Here is a 17877-nt window from a genome sequence, read left to right on the forward strand (position 1 = left end):
TCTGTCTCTCGCTCAAGTCTTGTCGGTGTCGGTCAGTAAATCGGGAAGCGCTCGCAGAGCGCGAAGATTTCGCGGCGCACGCGCTGTTCGGTCGCATGGTCGCCTTCCGGGTTCGCGCGCAGCGCGTCGAACACTTCGAGAATCAGGCGGCCGATCTCGCGGAATTCCGCGACACCGAAGCCGCGCGTCGTGCCGGCCGGGGTGCCGAGGCGGATGCCCGACGTGACGGTCGGCTTCTCCGTGTCGAACGGGATGCCGTTCTTGTTGCAGGTGATGCCCGCGCGTTCGAGCGCCTGCTCGACCGGCGCGCCCTTCAGGCCCTTCGGCCGCAGGTCGACGAGCAGCAGGTGGTTGTCGGTGCCGCCGGTGACGAGATCGACGCCGCCCGCCTTCAGCACTTCGCCGAGCGCCTGCGCGTTCGCGAGCACCTGGTCGATGTAGGTCTTGAAGTCCGCGTGCAGCACTTCGCCGAACGCGACCGCCTTGCCGGCGATCACGTGCATCAGCGGGCCGCCCTGCAGGCCGGGGAACACGGCCGAGTTGATCTTCTTCGCGATGTCTTCGTCGTTGGTCAGCACGAAGCCGCCGCGCGGGCCGCGCAGCGTCTTGTGGGTGGTCGACGTGACCACGTGCGCGTGCTCGACCGGGTTCGCGTGGCGGCCCGCGGCGATCACGCCCGCGATGTGCGCCATGTCGACCATCAGCTTCGCGCCGACGCTGTCGGCGATCGCACGGAAGCGCGCGAAGTCGAGCTGGCGCGGATAAGCCGAGAAGCCCGCGATGATCAGGTTCGGCTTGTGCTCGTGCGCGAGCGCCTCGACCTGGTCGTAGTCGATCAGCATCGTGTCGCGGTTCACGCCGTACTGCACCGCGTTGAACCACTTGCCCGACAGCGCCGGCTTCGCGCCGTGCGTCAGGTGGCCGCCCGCGTCGAGCGACATGCCGAGCACCGTGTCGCCCGGCTTCGCGAGCGCGAGCATCACCGAGCCGTTCGCCTGCGCGCCCGAGTGCGGCTGCACGTTCGCATAGCCGGCGTTGAAGATCTGCTTCACGCGTTCGATCGCGAGCGCCTCGACTTCATCGGCGAATTCGCAGCCGCCGTAATAGCGCTTGCCCGGATACCCTTCCGCGTACTTGTTGGTCAGCACCGAGCCCTGCGCTTCGAGCACCGCACGCGACACGATGTTTTCCGACGCGATCAGCTCGACCTGCGACTGCTGTCGCTCGAGTTCCTTCAGGATGGCGCTGCGGACCGGCGCGTCGCGCTCGGCGAGGGGCTGCGAGAAGAAAGGCTGGGTGTTCGACATAGAGCATCCGTGACGAAGAATAAGGGGCGGCAATCAACGCTTGAGGCCCGCCGCGTCTGGGTTTCCAGCATGTCCAGAACATGGCTGCCGACGGCTCTATTCTTGTCGTTCGGATTTTCGGTCGATTGATGAATTTAGACGCGTTCTTTGCCTTTTCCGCCATTCGCGTCCAATTTATACAAGTGACCGGTCGTGCTTTTTCGGATGCCCAATGAAACGCACGAGCCGCGTTCACCTGTGAACAGGCACTCGGGCGGTGCCGGCGCTGCCCGGTGCGGGTGCAGCACGTCACGGATACGGTGCAGTGCAGCATCGCCGCTGCGTGCAGGCAACGTATGGAGCTAGGGTTTAGCCGTATGGCACGCTTGTTGCACTCGCTCACACAATACCGCAGCCCGACTCGTGTCCCGGGCCAATAGCTATTAGTAGAGATTCAAGGAACGCTCCCCATGTCGCCCGACCGCACAGCGTCGCTGTCCCACTTCGCGTTCATGCCGTTGCCCAACTTCACGATGATCGCGTTCACGAACGCGATCGAGGTGCTTCGGATGGCGAACTACCTGAGCGGCCAACCGCTCTACCGCTGGTCGGTGATCAGCCCGGACGGCGGCCCGGTCACGGCGAGCAACGGCCTGACGGTCGACACGGGCCCTGCCGAATGCGCGGGGCAGCCGGACATCGTATTCGTGTGCGGCGGCGTCGACGTGCAGCGCGCGACGACGGCGGACCACCTGTCGACGCTGCGCCGCTTCGCGCGCGCGGGCATTCCGCTCGGCAGCCTGTGCACGGGCACCTACGCGCTCGCGAAATCGGGCCTGCTCGCCGGCTATGCGTGCGCGATCCACTGGGAGAACATGTCCGCGCTGAAGGAGGAGTTTCCGGACACGCGCTTCCTGAAGGAGCTGTTCGTGATCGACCGCGACCGCATCACGTGCACGGGCGGCGTCGCGCCGCTCGACATGATGCTGAACCTGATCGCCGCGCGCGTCGGCACCGCGCGCGTCACGCAGATCGCCGAGCAGTTCATCGTCGAACACGTGCGCGACACGAGCGCGCAGCAGCGGATGCCGCTCGTCGCGCGGCTCGGCTCGGCGAACAAGTCGCTGTTCGAAGTGATCTCGCTGATGGAGAACAACATCGAGGAACCGCTGTCCCGCGAGGAGCTCGCGCGGCTTGCGAACATGTCGCAGCGGCAACTGCAGCGGCTGTTCCGCGAACATCTCGGGATGACGCCGACGCACTACTACCTGACGTTGCGGCTGCGCCGTGCGCGCGAGCTGCTGCTGCAGACCGACATGTCGATCATGCACATCACGATGGCGTGCGGCTTCCAGTCTGCATGCCATTTCAGCAAGAGTTATCGCGACGCGTTCGGCGTCGCGCCGACGCGCGAGCGGCGCAAGCAGGTTGCACCGCTGGCGCAGCCGGCTGGGTCAGGCGGTGCGGCGTTTCCGACGCATGTGATGCACGCCTGATCGTTCGCGTCGGGCATACCGCTTGCCATAAGCATCGCCCCGGTCGCCCGCCCGGGGCGTTTTGCTTTCACCGAGAACCCGTAACCCGTTGTCGCGCGCGTCGATTCATTTTTTTAAACCGGGGTCTCACAAAACCTCGTTTGTGTCGCGACAGCTTCGTGGCGTTCAATGGTGCGATCGGCCGCGTCGACGCGCATCGCGTTCCGGCGCATGGCCCACTCCAACGCGCGGAGTTCGCACATGAATGCATTACAGCTCGTCATCCTCGCCGCCATCTGGGGCGCGTCCTTCCTGTTCATGCGCATGGGCGCGCCGGAGTTCGGCGTCGTCCCGCTGATCGCGCTGCGGGTCGCGATCGCGGCCGTGCTGCTGTCGCCGGTGCTGCGCAACGCGGACGCACGGCGCGAGTTCCGCTCGCATCTCGTGCCGCTATTCGTCGTCGGCATCGCCAACTCGGCGCTCCCGTTCTGCCTGCTGACCTACGCGGCGCTTTTCGTGACGGCCGGCACCGACTCGATCCTGAACGCGACGACGCCGCTCTGGACCGCGATCGTCGCGTACCTGTGGCTACGCATGCCGTTGACGAAGCCGCAGGCGATCGGTCTCGCAGTCGGCTTCGTCGGCGTCGTCGTGCTGGCGGGCGCGGAAGTCGGCGGCGGCACGGCCGGCGCAACCGGCGCCATCGCCGCCGCGATGGTCGCGACGCTGTCGTACGGGTTCGCCGCCCATTATTCGAAGCGGAAACTGGCCAACGTCAGGCCGTTCGTGTCCGCGTTCGGCAGCCAGCTGTTCGCGGCACTCGCCCTCGCGCCGCTCGCACTGCACATGTGGCCGGGCAGCCCGGTTCACGCATCCGCCTGGATCGCCGTCGTGCTGCTGGGCGCGGTGTGCACGGCCGTCGCGTACCTGCTGTACTTCGGGTTGATTCGCAACGCGGGTGCGCAGTACGCCGCGTCGGTCACGTTCCTGATCCCGATCTTCGGCGTCGTCTGGGGCGCGATCTTCCTGCACGAGACGATTACCGCACAAACCGTCGCGGGGTGCGCGATCATCCTGCTCGGCACGGCGCTCGCGACCGGCAAGATCAAGGGGTTCGGCGCGGCCGTCGCGCGCGGGTCACGGCAGTAGTCCGGGCGGTAGTCCGGCCACAAATCCGCCCTGCCCGTCGCCTTCGGCGATTTCCCGTACGAGCCAGTCGCGGAACGCCGCGATCTTCCATTCGTCCTGCCGGGCTTCGCTGCATACGACGTAGTAGCAGAACTCGGTCGGCCACGGCCGCGTCAGCACGCGAACCAGCCGCCCGGCCGCGATCTCGTCCTTCGCATAGATGTCACGGACGAGCGCGATCCCCTGCGCCGCAACGGCGGCCTTGATCAGCAGCGGATCCTCGCCGAAGCTCGCTCCGCGCTGCGCACGGGGATCCTCGATCCCTTGCGCGCGCAGCCAAAGCGCCCAGTCCGCGCGATCCGCGTCCTGCAGCAGCGGATACAGCAGGCAGTCGGCCGGATTGTCGATGGGCCTGGCCGGATCGAGCAGTCGCGGGCTGCATATGGGCCACAGCTCCGGCGTCCAGATGCGGAGCGACGCGTGTCCCGGATAGTCGCCCAAACCGTGCCGGATCGCGACGTCGACGTAGTCGCGGCGCAGGTCGACCAGCTGCGCGCGCGTCTCGATGGTGATTTCGATTTCGGGGTAGGCGGCGTTGAACGAGCCGAGGCGATGCACGAGCCACGTGTTCGCGAACGACGCAGTCGTCGTCACCGTCAGGCGGACCACGCGCCGGTTCGCGCCGTGTATGTTCGACCACGCGGCTTCGATTTCCTTGAAGCCGCCCGCAAGCTGATCGAACAGCGCACGACCGGTGCCCGTCAGTTCGATCTCCCGGCCGTTTCGCTCGAACAGGCGCACGGCCAGCCGATCCTCGAGATTGCGGATGTGCTGGCTGACAGCGCCAGGCGACAGGCAGAGCACGTCGGCGGCCTGCTTCATGCTGCCGCATCGCGCCACTTCGACGAACGTGTGCAACGCTGCGAGGGGTAGGGACTTGGCCATCGCTGGGTGTGGGTTGTCGATCCGTGCAGGAAGGTCAGGGAGACGGTTGCCGATTATCCCAACATATCCATGGGCCGGGAATCAGTGCCGGGGCGCCTCTGCTCGCGTCGACCGCAACGAAAACGGGCGGCCCGGAACCCGGACCGCCCGCGCCTCGTACCTTTGTTCGCAAACGGTGGCGCGACGGCAAGCAGCCTTGCCGTTACCAGTGCCAGACCTGATCGAACTGGTCGAACAGTGCGGGGATCTCGTCCCATCCGACCTGCGTCAAGCCCCCGATCACGTCTTCCTTCGACAATCCGCGATCGCGCATGTCCTCGCTGACGGCATAGACGGCGACACCGGCGCCGATCATTTTTTCCAGATCCTTGTCGAGCGCCGCCGGATGAGCATGCCGGCGCGCGCCGAACGTGAGCCCGGTGGCGTCCTGGCCGCGCACCGCGTAATTCACTGCGCTGCCGCGCAGCAGCAAGCCGACATCCGCACCGGCGTTTTTCAGCACATGATTCAGCCACAGGATGGTGTCGTCCTGCTCTTCAAGCGTCGCCCGGTACGCTGTCTCGACAATGCTCAGGATTTTCATGGCGTGCCCCCTATTTCGTCGGGATGACGAGCACGGCGTCGCTCTGCGTCACGGACTCGAGAAAATCCTTCGGGCTGCCGCGGCGTGGCCCATCGATCCAGTCACCCGCGCCGCGTTCGTCCGCGCACAGCCCGCAGTTGATCCAGTCGAGCTTGACACCCTGCTGCGCCGCGAGCTCAAACAGCGCCGCAATCCAGCTCCTGGTGGTCGGGTGATCCTCTTCCTCCACCGATGTGCCCTTGACCGGATTGGCGTGCGGGGCCTGCGCTTTCATCGTCAGATTGACCGCGCCTTCATAGGCGAACACCGTGACGTCGTGGCCTCGACGTAACGCCGCATCGACCAGCCGCAGCGCCGTGGTGCTCGCGGCCTTCTCATACGGCGGATCCATCAGTGCCAGGGTCAGTTTCTTGCCGGTAGCCATCACGTTCTCCTTGCTTCAATACCAAATGGCCTTTGTGTCGGCCACGAACAGGAGATCGACGAGCTGATCGATACCGGCTTGCTGGACACCGTCCGCCAGCCGCTCGATCGCCCGCTCACGCAGCGAGAATTCGTCTGCAAGAACCGTGATGCCGCTGCGCGTCAGCTCCGCATACCGCTCGCTGAACTTTGCCCCCGGGCGTGTCGACAGCACGCCGTTTTGAACCAGGAACAACGTGACTGCGTGGTTTCGCCCGCGCAGGCCTTTGGCGAGTTCGTCAAACTGCTGGGTGTCCCGGGCACCATACGGATCGCGCGATTCCACGAACAGGTAATTCGCCATCTCAGCCTCCTGACGGCTTGCGGTCCGAACAACCGGTTGCCGCCGAAGCGTTGCCCCCGCATCGCGCTCATCGCAATGCGCGCCAATTGACCGTGTGGCGTGTGCGCCGCGCCAGCCCTTGAATTGGGTATAGCAGAACGGGGAAACAGTCCAAATAACCACGCGTCATATCGTGCAAACTTCCGGTCACGAACTGGCGCTGCGCTCAAGAATCGTAGTCGCCGCGAACCCGGGCCTTTCGTGGACGTCAGGAATGGCGCACCGGATACCGGAATTCCCGACACCCCCAAACGAAAACGGGCGGCCCGTTACCGGACCGCCCGCTCATGACGCCAGCACTGCGTCGCGCGTTACGCCGCCAGCAAACCGTGCGGATCGATGACGAATTTGCGCGGCGCGCCGCCGTCGAACTTCTTGTAGCCTTCCGGCGCATCGTCGAGCGAGATCACCGACACGTTGACGATCTTCGCGATCGGCAGCCGGTCGAACAGGATCGCCTGCATCAGGTTGCGGTTGTACTTCAGCACCGGCGTCTGGCCCGTGAAGAACGAATGCGACTTCGCCCAGCCGAGGCCGAAGCGGATGCTCAGGCTGCCGTGCTGCGCGGCCTTGTCCTTCGCGCCCGGATCGTCGGTCACGTACAGGCCCGGGATGCCGATCGCGCCGGCCGGCCGCGTGATTTCCATCAGCGAGTTCAGCACCGTGGCCGGCGCTTCTTCCGAGTGGCCCGACGAGCCGTGGCCATGCGCCTCGAAGCCGACGCAATCCACCGCGCAATCGATCTCCGGCGTGCCGAGGATCTCGGCGATCTGCTCGCCGAGCGTCGCGTCCTTCGACAGGTCGACCGTCTCGAAACCCATCGCCTTCGCGTGTGCGAGACGCTCCGCATTCATGTCGCCGACGATCGTCACGGCCGCGCCGAGCAGGCGCGCCGACGCGGCGGCCGCCATCCCGACCGGGCCCGCGCCGGCGATATACACCGTCGAGCCGGGCTTCACGCCCGCGCTGACCGCGCCGTGATAGCCGGTCGGCAGAATATCGGACAGGCAGGTGAGATCGCGGATCTTCGCCATCGCCTGGTCGCGGTCGGGGAACTTCAGCAGGTTGAAGTCTGCGTACGGCACCAGCACGTATTCGGCCTGCCCGCCGATCCAGCCGCCCATGTCGACGTAGCCGTAGGCGCCGCCCGCGCGCGACGGGTTCACGTTCAGGCACACGCCCGTATGCGTTTCCTTGCACATCGCGCAGCGGCCGCATGCGACGTTGAACGGCACCGACACGAGATCGCCGATCTTCAGCGTCTCGACGTCGCGGCCGACCTCGACCACCTCGCCGGTGATCTCGTGGCCGAGCACGAGCCCGACCGGCGCGGTCGTGCGGCCGCGCACCATGTGCTGGTCGGAACCGCAGATGTTCGTGCTCACCACCTTCAGGATCACGCCGTGACCGATCGCGCGGCCACTCGGATCGACCATCTTCGGATAATCGATCTTCTGCACCTCGACCTTGCCCGGCCCAAGATAGACGACACCTCGATTGCTGCTCATCGTATTGTCTCCATGTCTCGTTGGATAGCGCCGCCGCGCGCCGGCGAATGCGACGCACGCGCAACGTGCTGTTCGAGAGTAGTCCGGGACACGGGGGCGCCGATGTCTCAAACGCGACACCGGTTTGAACCGTGCCGACATCGCTGGCGGAAAGACGAAAGTCCGGCGGGAACAAGGCGGAACGACGGCAGCGGCAAGCGGCCTCCGGGGGCCGGTTCGGCGGGTGCTACCCGCCCTGATTCTCGCGGACGACTGCCGCGGCCGCCGCGTCGGCCTCGCTCGCAACGCCGTCGTGCACGCGCGTGCCGACTGCCGGCGTCGGCGGCTCGCTGTCGAGCGCGTGTCCCGCGCGGTCGTGCGTGTCGACCGTCACGCGCATCGACAGCCCGACGCGCAGCGGATGCGCGGCGAGATCGGCAGGCTCGATCGCGATCACGACAGGCACGCGCTGCACGACCTTGATCCAGTTGCCGGCCGCATTCTGCGACGGCAACATCGAGAACGCGCTGCCCGTGCCGGCCGAGAAGCCCTGCACGCGGCCACGATAGACGACACGCGAGCCGTAGATGTCCGACACGACCTCGACCGGCTGCCCGACACGCATGTGGCGGATCTGCCCTTCCTTGAAATTCGCTTCGATCCACAGCCGGTTCAATTGCACGATCGACATCAGCGGCACGCCGGGGCCGACTTGCTGGCCGACCTGCACCGCGCGCTGGCCGATCGTGCCGTCGACCGGCGCGACGATCGTCGTGCGCTTCAGGTTGCGGTACGCAAGCTTGAACTGCGCGGCCGCCTGCATCACGGCGGGATTCTCGTCGACCGGCAGCTTGCTGCCGAGCGCGCGCGCCGCGTCGAGCTGCGCCTGCGCGGCCGCGAGACTGGCCTGCGCACCCGCGGCCGCCGCGCGCGCCCGCGCGAGCTCCTCGGGCGCGACGATCTCGACCGATGCACCCTCGCGCGCCGCCAGTGCGCGCTGCGCGAGCGCAAGATCCGCGCGCCGCGCGTTCACTGCCTCGACGTACATCGTGTTCGAGATCTTCGCGTTCGCGACCTGCCGCACGGCCTGCGCGAGTTGCGCGTTCGCCTGCGCGAATGCGACGGACGCCTCGGTGTCGTCGAGCCTCGCGAGCGTCTGCCCCGCGCGCACGGCCTGCGTGTCGGCGACGAGCACGTCGGTCACGGTGCCCGCGGTCTGCGCGGCGACCTGCACGATGCTGCCCGCCACGTACGCGTCGTCGGTGTCCTCGTAGTAGCGCTCGCGCAGCAGCCAGAGCGCGAGCCAGGCGAGCGCGGCCAGCAGCACGGCCGCGGCGAGGATCGTGAAGCGCTTGCGGCGGGTCGCCCGGCGCGTGTCGGGTGCGGCTTCGTCGGCAAGCGACGCGGGCTGCGTGGCGGTATGTAGGTTGGTATGAAGGTTGTCGTGGTGCATCAGTCGCTTTGCGTAACGATCAGGCGGTCATGCTGGAAGGTCGGTATTGCCGGGGCGGTGGACAGGCGTGCGCCGGCCGGGCTTGCGGACGTCGGGCGCGCACCGGCGGGTGAGGCAGCGGTCGCCGTGGCACCACGTTTCGCATGCCCGCCGCGCGCCGCGCGTGTCGAAGGCGCCAATGCAGCCGCCGGCCCTGCATCGAATCCGCCGCCAAGCGCGCCGATCAGCCCGACGCGCAGGGTCCGCTGCCGCCCGAGCAGGCCGATGAGTTGCGAGCGCTCGTCGACCAGCGTCAGGTCCGCGACGTCGACGTCCTTTTGCATCAGCACGCCGCGCCGATGACGGTCCGTCGCGATCTGCACGATCTTCTGCGCGGCGGCCACCGCGTCCTGCTGCTGCGCGACGAGCGTCTGCGCGGTCTGCAGCGACGTGACGAGCTGCGCGACCTGCCCGAGCGCGTCGTCGACCGTCTTGTTGTACAGGCCGATCGCGACGTCCGCCTGCGCGACGTCCGCGCCGAGCTTCGCCTTCAGCCGGCCGCGATCGAACACCGGCAACGAAATCGCGGGGCCGACCGAGCCGGCCAGCGCGTCGCGCGAGAACAGCGACGCAGGCGTGAGCGCGAACACGCCGCCGAGCGCGACGAGGTTCACGTCCGGATAGAACTGCGCGCGCGTCGCATCGGCGTTCGCGAACGCGGCTTCGACGCGCAGCCGCGCGGCGACGATGTCGGGCCGCCGGCCGAGCAGGTCGGCCGGCAGCCGCGCGGGCAGCGCCGCATCACCGGACTTGCCGAACTGGCCGGACTGGCCGAACGGGCCAACGCGTGGCCGCTGCAGCGCGAGCCCGCGCTCGGGCCCCGACAGCACGCCGAGCTGAAGCTGCGCGAGCTTGATCTGCTCGTCGTTCAGCGCGATCTGCGCGAGCAGCCGGGTGCGCTTGATCGTCGCGTCGCTCGCATCGTACGCATTGTCGAGGCCGCGCGCGGTGCGCTCGCGCAGCACGGCCGTCACGCGCTGGCTGATCGCCAGCTTCTGCTGCAGCAGCTCGCGCACCGCGTACGCCTCGTCGAGCTGGCAATAGACGGTGACGATCGCGACCGTCAGCGTGAGCCGCACCTGCTCGGCCTCGATCCGCGCCGCGTCGCGCAGCGACATCAGGCTCTTCGTCGCGGCCTGGTTCTTCCCCCACAGGTCGAGCTGGTAGTTCAGCCCGACGAACACCGACGACGGCGACACGACGGGGTCGCCGAAGATCTCGACCGGCACGCGATAGCCGCCCACCGATACGTCGGCGACGTTGTCGCCCGGCTTCGGCATCCGCGCACGGCTGACGGTCGCGCCGGCGGTGCCCGTCAGCCCCGTCAGCGAATCGAACTGCTGCAACTGCGCCTGCGCGATCCGCAGCCGCGCCTGCGCGACCTGCAGGTCCGGGTTGTTCCGCGACGCGTCGGCAACCAGTTCGTCGAGCTGCGGGTCCTTCAGCTGCTTCACCCAGTCGGGCGCGGGCCACGCACCGTCCGCGCCGGCGCCTGCCGTGCGCGCGAGCGCGTCGTCGGCCGGCTTGTGCAGCGACAGCGACGGCAGGAACCCCGACGGCGCGCAGCCGCCGAGCGCAAGCAGCGCCGCCATCGCCAATACCGTCCAGCGGCCTTTCCCGCCACCGCTGCAACCGGTCACCTTCTTCAACCCTCGCATCGCGCGCCTCACCCCTGCTGAACGTGCTGTACGCGTTGGGCGCGCGCGGCGAGGCGCGGCCGCGTGCGCTCGAGCGGGCCGAGCCGGCCGAACAGGCCGTCCGCGATGCCGAACAGGATGCCCGCGAGCTTCGCGCGCTTGTCGCGCTCGACGAGCGCGATCTGCACGATCTGCCACAGCGTCAGCAGGTTCGGCACGATCGCCACCGGAAAGCGCAACCCGTACTGCATGCCGAGCTGTACCGCATTGCGCGCGCTGTAATAGCGCCGTTGCCACGGATGATTCATCGACGTCATTTCGAAAGGGCCGAACGCATGGCGTTGCTTTGCGCCGATCCGGTGCGGCAGCACCAGCGACGGCACGACATAGAGCGGCACGTTGCGCGCGAGCGCGCGGAAGCTGTATTCGGTGTCGACGTGATCGATGAACAGCGTCTCGTCGAAACAGCCGAGCACGTCGAACGCGGCGCGCGACACGACGCAGCCCGACGAGATCAGGAATGCGCAGCGCTGCAGCACGGCGCCTTGCTCGATGCGCAGCCGGCGCAACATCAGGCCGTTGGTCGATAGTTCCGGCAGAAAACTGCGCGCGTTCTCGTCGAAGATGCGCGGCCCCACGAGAAACGCGCGCGGCGCGAGGCCCGCGCACACGTCACGCATCGCCGGGAAGAACGCCGCCGGAATCGACGAATCCTGGTCGAACAGCGCGACCGCGTCGACATGCTCGCGAAACAACGCGGCGAGCCCAGCGTTGTAGGCGCCCGCAACGCCGCCGCGATTGCCGTGATGCAACAGCGCGATGCCGTCGCGCGCGCATACGTCGCACGCACGCGGGTCCGGCTGCGGCGTGTTGTCGACGACGAGCAGCGCGTCGCACGCGTGCCGCAACGCGCCGAGCGCCGCGAGCTGCGCGTCGGTCGGGTGGTAGAGAATCACGAGCGCGCCGAGTGCCGCCATGTTGCCTCCGGGGAAACTGCCGTCTAATGACCGAAGGACGCCGCGGCGCCCCGCTTCGGCCGCGTGAGCCACATCATCGCGGCGAGCACGACGCACGTCAGGCTCGCCATCCGGAACATGTCGCCGGTCGCCATCATGTATGCCTGCTGCATCACGATCTGGTGCAGCGTCGTCAGTTCGCGCGTGCCGTCGATGCCCATCGCGTTGAGCGTGTGCACGACGCGCTGCGTGTTCGCCGACGCGTGCGTGACCGATTGCGACACGACGTCGTAGTGACAGGTCGCGCGGTTGTCCCACAGCGTCACGCTCATCGCGGTGCCGAACGCGGCCGACAGCGTGCGCAGGAAGTTCGACAGGCTCGATGCGGCGGCCAGCTTGTCGTCGGGAATGCGCGACAGCGTCGCCGCGGTCAGCGGAATGAAGAAGCACGGCAGCCCGATCCCCTGGATCAGCCCCGGCGTGACGATCTGTGCGAACGTCATCTTCAGCGTGAAGTGCGCGTCCCAGGCGAGCACGCCGGCAAACACGAGAAAGCCGAAGGTCGCGAGCACGCGCGCATCGAAGCGGTGCGCATGCAGCCCGACGAGGATCGAGAACACGAGCGCGAGGATGCCGAGCGGCGCAGTTGCGAGCCCCGCATGGAATGCGTTGTAGCCCATCACCGCCTGCAGCCACAGCGGGAACACCACGCCGACCACCGAGAAGCTCATCATTCCGAGCGAGATGATCAGCACGCAGAACGAAAACGTGCGATCGCCAAACAGGCTCAGCTCGACGACAGGATGCGCTTCGCCCGCCTCCCAGATCAGCAGCGACACGATGGACAGCCCCGCGACGACCGCGAGCGTGACGATCAGCGGCGAGCCGAACCAGCCTTCGTCGTGGCCGAGGTCGAGCATCGCCTGCAGCGCGCCGACGCCGATCACGAGCAGCACGATGCCCGGCACGTCGATCGGGCCGGCCGCGCCGCGCTGCGCGTCGGGCCGCAGCATCGCGGCGCAGACCGCGAACGAGAAGATGCCGATCGGCAGGTTGATCAGGAAGATCCACGGCCACGAGAAACGGTCGATGATCCAGCCGCCGACCACCGGCCCGAAGATCGGCGCGAGCAGCACCGTCATCGCCCACAGCGCGAGCGCGACCGTGCGCTTGGCCGGCGGGAACGTGCGCAGCAGGATCGTCTGCGACAGCGGCACCATCGGCCCGGAGAACAATCCCTGCAGCGCGCGGCAGACGACCAGCGCGTGCAGGTCGCGCGCGAGCCCGCACAGCAGCGACGTCAGCGTGAACAGCAGCACCGCGCCGACGAACAGCCGCCGCTCGCCGATCCGGCGCGCGAGCCAGCCGGTCAGTGGCACCGCGATCGCGGCCGCGACCGAGTACGAGCTGATCACCCACGTGCCCTGGCTGTTCGATACGCCGAGGCTGCCCGAGATCGCCGGCACTGCGACGTTCGTCACCGTCGAGTCGAGCACCTCGATGAACGTCGCGAGCGACAGCGCGAACGTTAGTAGCGCGAGCCGTGCACCGCGTACGGCCGGCGCGGCGGTAGCGGTAGCGGAGGAGGCATCACCGGAGGCATCACGGGCGGCGTCGTCGGCGTCGTCGTCGGCGGCGGCGGCGGCGGCTGTAGCGGCTGTAGCGGCTGTAGCGGCTGTAGCGGCTGTAGCGGCGGCGGCATCGGTGGCATCGGCGGCATCGGCGACACTGGCGACACTGGCGACATCAGCGACCCCGGCGACAGCGGGCAATGGCGCCTGTGCCGCGCGTTCGTCGCGTGCCGGTGCGATGGTGCTCGTGCTCATGCGTTCGCCAGCGCGACAGCGGCCCGCGCGGCCGGCATCGCCGTGCGCCCCGATGCCGGCACGAACCGCTCGATGAAATCCGCCGCGCGTTCGCAGCCGTCCGGCGCGGCCGCGATCAACGCACGCGCGCGCTTGCCGTACACGGCGAACGCCGGCTCGTCGAGCACACGCTGCAATGCCGCGCCGAGGCGCGCGCCGTCGACCGGACCGTCGATGCGCACGCCGCAGCCGCTCGCCGCGACGCGCTGCGCGTTGTCGAACTGGTCGTGCGCGAACGGCGTGACGACCTGCGGAATGCCGGCCTCGCATGCGAGTGCCGCCGTGCCGATGCCGCCGTGATGCACGAGCGCGCGGCAGCGCGGCAGCAGCGTGCGCATCGGCACGAAACGTCGCGCCAGCAGGCGCACGAGCAGGCGGTCGGGGTCCGGCGCCACGTCGGCGGGCGTCAGCAGGATCCCGCGCGCGCCGGTCGCGTGCAGCGCCTGCGCGACCGCGCGCGCATACGCCGCGTGATCGACGAGTGTCGAACCGGCTGTGAACACGACCGGCGGCTCGCCGGTTGCGAGAAACGCGTCGAGCGCGGCATCGTCCGCGTGCTCCCCGACGTCGTTGAACAACGGAAAGCCGCTTTGCAGGTGCTGCGCCGGCCAGTCCGGCTGCGGCGGCGCGAACCAGTCCGGAAACAGGCACAGCACGCCGTCGGTCGAATGCAGCCAGCGGCCGAGCACGCGCTGCGCGGGCGGCAGCCCGAGATCCGCCCGCACCGCGTTCAGCGCGGGTCCGCATGTGCGGTCGAGCACGTGGCGCTCGATCAGCGTCATCAGCGCCGACTTGACCGGCAGCGGCCAGCGCGCGGGAATCGTCAGCCGCTTGTGCGTCGGCGGCGCATGCGCGGACAGCAGCGTCGACGGCGACACCTGCACCGACACGTACGGCGTGCCGTGCAGCTCCTGCATGAAGCGTGCGGAAAACGCCCACAGCGTGCCGACGAGCACCGTGTCGCGGTCGGTCAGCGCGCGCAGCGCGTCGTAATGCGGCCGCAGCACCGGCGCGATCACCTGCCACAGCGTGCGGAACGACGTGCGCGGATGCCAGAGCGCGGGGTTCGCCATCGCCGTGTCGTATTCGGCGGCGGTGCCGACCGGCACGAACGCGAAGCCGCAGCGGCGCACCGCCGCCTCGAACGGCGGGTGCGTGCAGAACACGATCGTGTGGCCGCGCGCGGCGAGCGTGCGCGCGACGCCGAGCAGCGGATGCACGTCGCCCGCCGAACCGATCGCGGTCACGATCACTTTCGCCATCGCGTGCCTCGCGGGAATCAGTAGAAACCGGGGATCAGCGCCGCCACTTCGCGGCGGTACTGCGTGTACGCCGGACCGAAATAACCGGTCAGCCAGCTTTCCTCCACACGCACCTTGTATGCGAGCGACGCGAACACGAGCAGCACGCCGAGCACGCCGCGCCATTCGCCGCCGATCAGCGCGGCTCCGACGAGCGCAAGCAGGCAGCCTGTGTAGATCGGATGCCGAACGAGTGCGTACGGGCCGCTGCGGACGAGCTCGTGGTTTTCCTTCAGCGTGACCGACACGCTCCAGTTCGTGCCGAGGTGCAGCCGCGCCCACACGGAGAACAGCAGGCCCGCGACGAGCAGCGCGAGCCCGCCTTGCGCCTGCAGCCCGAACGTGTGCCATGCGGGCGTGAGCGCCTGCCACGCCGGATCGGGCAGGATGATCAGCGCGCCGCCGATGATCAGCGGAATCGACTGCAGCGTGCGCGAGCGCGACGCCTCCTTGCGCACGGTCGCCTTCGCGCGCTGCGACGTGGCGATCCAGTACGCGAGCCATGCGGCCCATGGAATGACGATGGCGATGCTCTGAACGATATTCACGGCTGGCCTGCCTCGGGTGGTGTGGAAATCGGATGCGCGGCGCGGCGGCCGCGCGGCGTCACGACGACAGCGCGGGGATCGGCACGGAGATCGATGCCGGGATCGACGCAGACAGGCAGGCCGGCGCGATGCCGAGCGGCGCGCTGGCGGCGACCGGCGCGGGCTCGCAGAAGAAGCCGAGCAGTTCGTTGCGCGTGCTGTCGCGCTGTGCGCGGCCTTCGATGTCGAGGAAATGCCCGGCCGCGGGAATCGTCGCGAACTGCGCGCGCGGCACGTGCGCGGCAAGCTTGCGCACGTCGGCCGGCGTCGTGTATTCGTCGAGCGCGCCGTTGATGAACTTGAGCTCGCAGCGGATGTTCGAGAACTCGCTGAGATAGCGCTCGGGCTGCAGCGACAGGATCTGGTCGACATGGAACGCGACCTGGTTCTGCTCGTCGCGCGGCAGGCGCGTCAGGTAGCGGTAGTTGTACAGCTTCATGATGCGCGGCAGGTAGCGGCCGACCGTGTCGTTGAGCAGTTGCGCAGCCTTCAGGTTCTCGCCGGCGGCGATGTGGTCGCGCGCGCGGGTCACGTAGTCGACCATCGCGTCGTTGAGGAACGGCGAGAACGAGCAGATCGCCGCGCGCCGCACGCTCGGGCAGCCGCGCGCGAGCGCGAACAGCGAAGCGACGCCGCCCCACGACACCGACACGAGGTATTCGGGCGCGAACCGATCGGCGAGATGCTGCAGGATCGCGACCTCGTCGTCCTTCGTCAGCACCGCGCAGCGCGGGTTGTGCTGGCGCGACTGCCCGGCGTACGGCAGGTCGAAGCAGATCGAGTTCAGCCGTTCGCCGAGATACTGGACGGTCTGCCCGAACGACGCGGTCGTCGCGAGCGCACCGTTGACGAGGATCGCCGTGTCGAACGCCGGGTCGAACACGTTCCGTTCGACGTAAATCTTCAGACCATTCGGCAGCGGGACCACGTGTTTTTCGGTCAGCATGTCGTTCTCCCGGTGGATGCGGCGTTTCGGCGTCGGCTCACGTTGGTGGCGCTGCACGGTCGCGCGCGGGCGTGCAACGGCAACACGCCGGCCGGTGGCGCAACCCCGCTCGCGTCCGCAGCCGGCACATCGCCGCGCATTTCGGCGGCGTCGATTGATTCCTCGTAGTGCGGCGCAATACTAATACGACGAATATTCATCGCTCAAGCCGTCTCAAAGATCCCCTCTACTCGAACGGGAATTACGCCGGATTCAAATTTTTTCAGCATTTTTTATGGTAGGCAGAATTCACTTTGCTTCCGCATCAATCGTTTGCGATGACTGGCTCGATGCATATCGAGTTCGACAAAACAACATATGATATCAATGCCTTAACGCGTTTAAATCGCACCACGCCTTCACATTTTCCACATCATTTCAGGCATTCGGATACGTCGATTTTTCTTGCGGCGCAGCGAAATTCAAACATCTCCACATTCTTTCACCCGGAAAGACATTTAAAATCGACAGCCATCCGTTGATTACGTCGATCACTCTTGAATTCGTTTTAAACAAACTTCAATTTATTTAACCTTCTTACAGTCCTGTTTTCCGCATCCGCACATCACGCGATTCACGGGTAGCCGTCGATGCTCGCGCAGCCTGACGACCGCCCTGCTTCGCATCGTTTCCACCCGCTCGGTCGCCGCATCTGTCGTCTGACCCCGGTTTTTTGTTGATTGAACGATCAATAAAAAACCGCTAAGCTCTCGACTTCCATCCATCAGCCGTCCGGGCACAGGGAGTCGCGATGCCGAAAGTCGGAATGCGGGAAGTCCGCCGTGCGCAGTTGATCGACGCGACGCTGCGCTCGATCGACGAAGCCGGCCTGCCCGGCACGACGCTCGCGTCGGTCGCGCAGCGCGCGAATATCTCGACGGGCATCGTCAGTCACTACTTCGGCGACAAGGACGGCCTGCTCGAAGCGACGATGCGGCACGTGCTGCGCGATCTGTGGTCGGCCACCACCCGCCGCCGCATCGCCGCGCGCAAGGATCCGCGCGCCAGGCTGCGCGCGATCGTCGCCGCGAACTTCGACGATTCGCAGATCAGCGCGCCCGTGATGAAGACATGGCTCGCATTCTGGTCGCAGAGCATGCACGAGCCGACACTGCGGCGCCTGCAGCACGTGAACACGCGGCGCCTCTATTCGAACCTGTGCGCCGAGTTCGCGAAGGCGCTGCCGCGCACGAAAGCGCGCGAAGCGGCGAGCGGCCTCGCCGCACTGATCGACGGCCTGTGGCTGCGCGGCGCGCTCGCCGGCGGCCCGTTCGACACCCGGGCCGCGCTGCGGCTCGCCCACGATTACATCGATCTGCTGCTCGCGTCGGCGTGACGCGGCGCA

16 protein-coding genes are annotated in these 17877 nt (G+C 67.6%); 3 read left to right on the forward strand and 13 right to left on the reverse strand.

Annotated features, from left to right (window positions below; translation table 11 throughout):
- Positions 1-32: 32 nt before the first annotated feature.
- The gene (locus DID96_RS23080) at positions 33-1307 is read right to left on the reverse strand and encodes a serine hydroxymethyltransferase (protein WP_124601585.1); all 1275 of its coding nucleotides are present in this window, start codon (positions 1305-1307) and stop codon (positions 33-35) included.
- Positions 1308-1756: 449 nt separating this feature from the next.
- Between DID96_RS23080 and DID96_RS23085 the strand changes: the two genes are divergently transcribed.
- Together DID96_RS23085 and DID96_RS23090 are read left to right on the forward strand one after the other, a co-directional pair.
- Positions 1757-2782 carry a GlxA family transcriptional regulator gene (locus DID96_RS23085; protein ID WP_124601586.1) on the forward strand — a complete coding sequence of 342 codons (1026 nt, stop codon included), beginning with the start codon at positions 1757-1759 and terminating at the stop codon, positions 2780-2782.
- 240 nt (positions 2783-3022) lie between these two features.
- Positions 3023-3910 (forward strand): DMT family transporter, encoded by an 888-nt coding sequence (locus DID96_RS23090; RefSeq protein WP_124601587.1) that lies wholly within the window; start codon positions 3023-3025, stop codon positions 3908-3910.
- Here the strand turns inward: DID96_RS23090 and DID96_RS23095 are convergent.
- The 12 genes from DID96_RS23095 to DID96_RS23150 all read right to left on the reverse strand — a co-directional run bounded on the left by DID96_RS23095 (position 3899) and on the right by DID96_RS23150 (position 16493).
- Positions 3899-4834, reverse strand: coding sequence for a LysR substrate-binding domain-containing protein (locus tag DID96_RS23095; RefSeq protein WP_124601588.1), 936 nt, complete (start codon positions 4832-4834; stop codon positions 3899-3901). The genes DID96_RS23090 and DID96_RS23095 overlap by 12 nt on opposite strands.
- 202 nt (positions 4835-5036) lie before the next feature.
- Positions 5037-5417, reverse strand: coding sequence for a DsrE family protein (locus tag DID96_RS23100; RefSeq protein ID WP_124601589.1), 381 nt, complete (start codon positions 5415-5417; stop codon positions 5037-5039).
- 10 nt (positions 5418-5427) lie between these two features.
- A complete protein-coding gene (locus DID96_RS23105) occupies positions 5428-5841 on the reverse strand; it encodes a DsrE/DsrF/TusD sulfur relay family protein (RefSeq protein ID WP_124601590.1) in 414 nt (137 codons plus the stop codon).
- 15 nt (positions 5842-5856) lie between these two features.
- Positions 5857-6183 carry a DsrE family protein gene (locus DID96_RS23110; protein WP_124601591.1) on the reverse strand — a complete coding sequence of 109 codons (327 nt, stop codon included), beginning with the start codon at positions 6181-6183 and terminating at the stop codon, positions 5857-5859.
- 350 nt (positions 6184-6533) lie between these two features.
- Positions 6534-7730 (reverse strand): formaldehyde dehydrogenase, glutathione-independent, encoded by a 1197-nt coding sequence (gene fdhA, locus DID96_RS23115; protein WP_124601592.1) that lies wholly within the window; start codon positions 7728-7730, stop codon positions 6534-6536.
- A gap of 226 nt (positions 7731-7956) precedes the next feature.
- Entirely contained in the window at positions 7957-9162 is a 1206-nt protein-coding gene (locus DID96_RS23120) for an HlyD family efflux transporter periplasmic adaptor subunit (protein WP_124601593.1), read from the reverse strand.
- Positions 9162-10793, reverse strand: coding sequence for an efflux transporter outer membrane subunit (locus DID96_RS23125; RefSeq protein WP_260463985.1), 1632 nt, complete (start codon positions 10791-10793; stop codon positions 9162-9164). The genes DID96_RS23120 and DID96_RS23125 overlap by 1 nt, the downstream gene beginning before the upstream one ends.
- Positions 10794-10867: 74 nt before the next feature.
- On the reverse strand, positions 10868-11815 hold the full coding sequence (locus DID96_RS23130) for a glycosyltransferase family 2 protein (RefSeq protein ID WP_124601595.1): 948 nt from the start codon (positions 11813-11815) through the stop codon (positions 10868-10870).
- Positions 11816-11838: 23 nt separating this feature from the next.
- Positions 11839-13620: a DHA2 family efflux MFS transporter permease subunit gene (locus tag DID96_RS23135; RefSeq protein ID WP_260463983.1), complete on the reverse strand. Its 1782-nt coding sequence runs from the start codon at positions 13618-13620 to the stop codon at positions 11839-11841.
- Complete coding sequence (locus DID96_RS23140; RefSeq protein ID WP_124601596.1) at positions 13617-14921, reverse strand: glycosyltransferase; 1305 nt, start codon at positions 14919-14921, stop codon at positions 13617-13619. Before DID96_RS23140 ends, DID96_RS23135 begins: the two co-directional genes overlap by 4 nt.
- A 17-nt stretch (positions 14922-14938) precedes the next feature.
- Positions 14939-15508, reverse strand: coding sequence for an isoprenylcysteine carboxylmethyltransferase family protein (locus DID96_RS23145; protein ID WP_124601597.1), 570 nt, complete (start codon positions 15506-15508; stop codon positions 14939-14941).
- A 58-nt stretch (positions 15509-15566) separates the two neighbouring features.
- Positions 15567-16493: an alpha/beta fold hydrolase gene (locus DID96_RS23150; RefSeq protein ID WP_124601598.1), complete on the reverse strand. Its 927-nt coding sequence runs from the start codon at positions 16491-16493 to the stop codon at positions 15567-15569.
- A gap of 790 nt (positions 16494-17283) precedes the next feature.
- On the opposite strand from DID96_RS23150, the gene betI reads away from it, so the two are divergent.
- Positions 17284-17868: a transcriptional regulator BetI gene (betI, locus tag DID96_RS23155; protein ID WP_124601599.1), complete on the forward strand. Its 585-nt coding sequence runs from the start codon at positions 17284-17286 to the stop codon at positions 17866-17868.
- Positions 17869-17877 lie beyond the last annotated feature (9 nt).

Origin of the sequence: Burkholderia sp. Bp8963, from assembly GCF_003854275.1 — a bacterium.
Classification (GTDB): Bacteria; Pseudomonadota; Gammaproteobacteria; order Burkholderiales; family Burkholderiaceae; genus Burkholderia.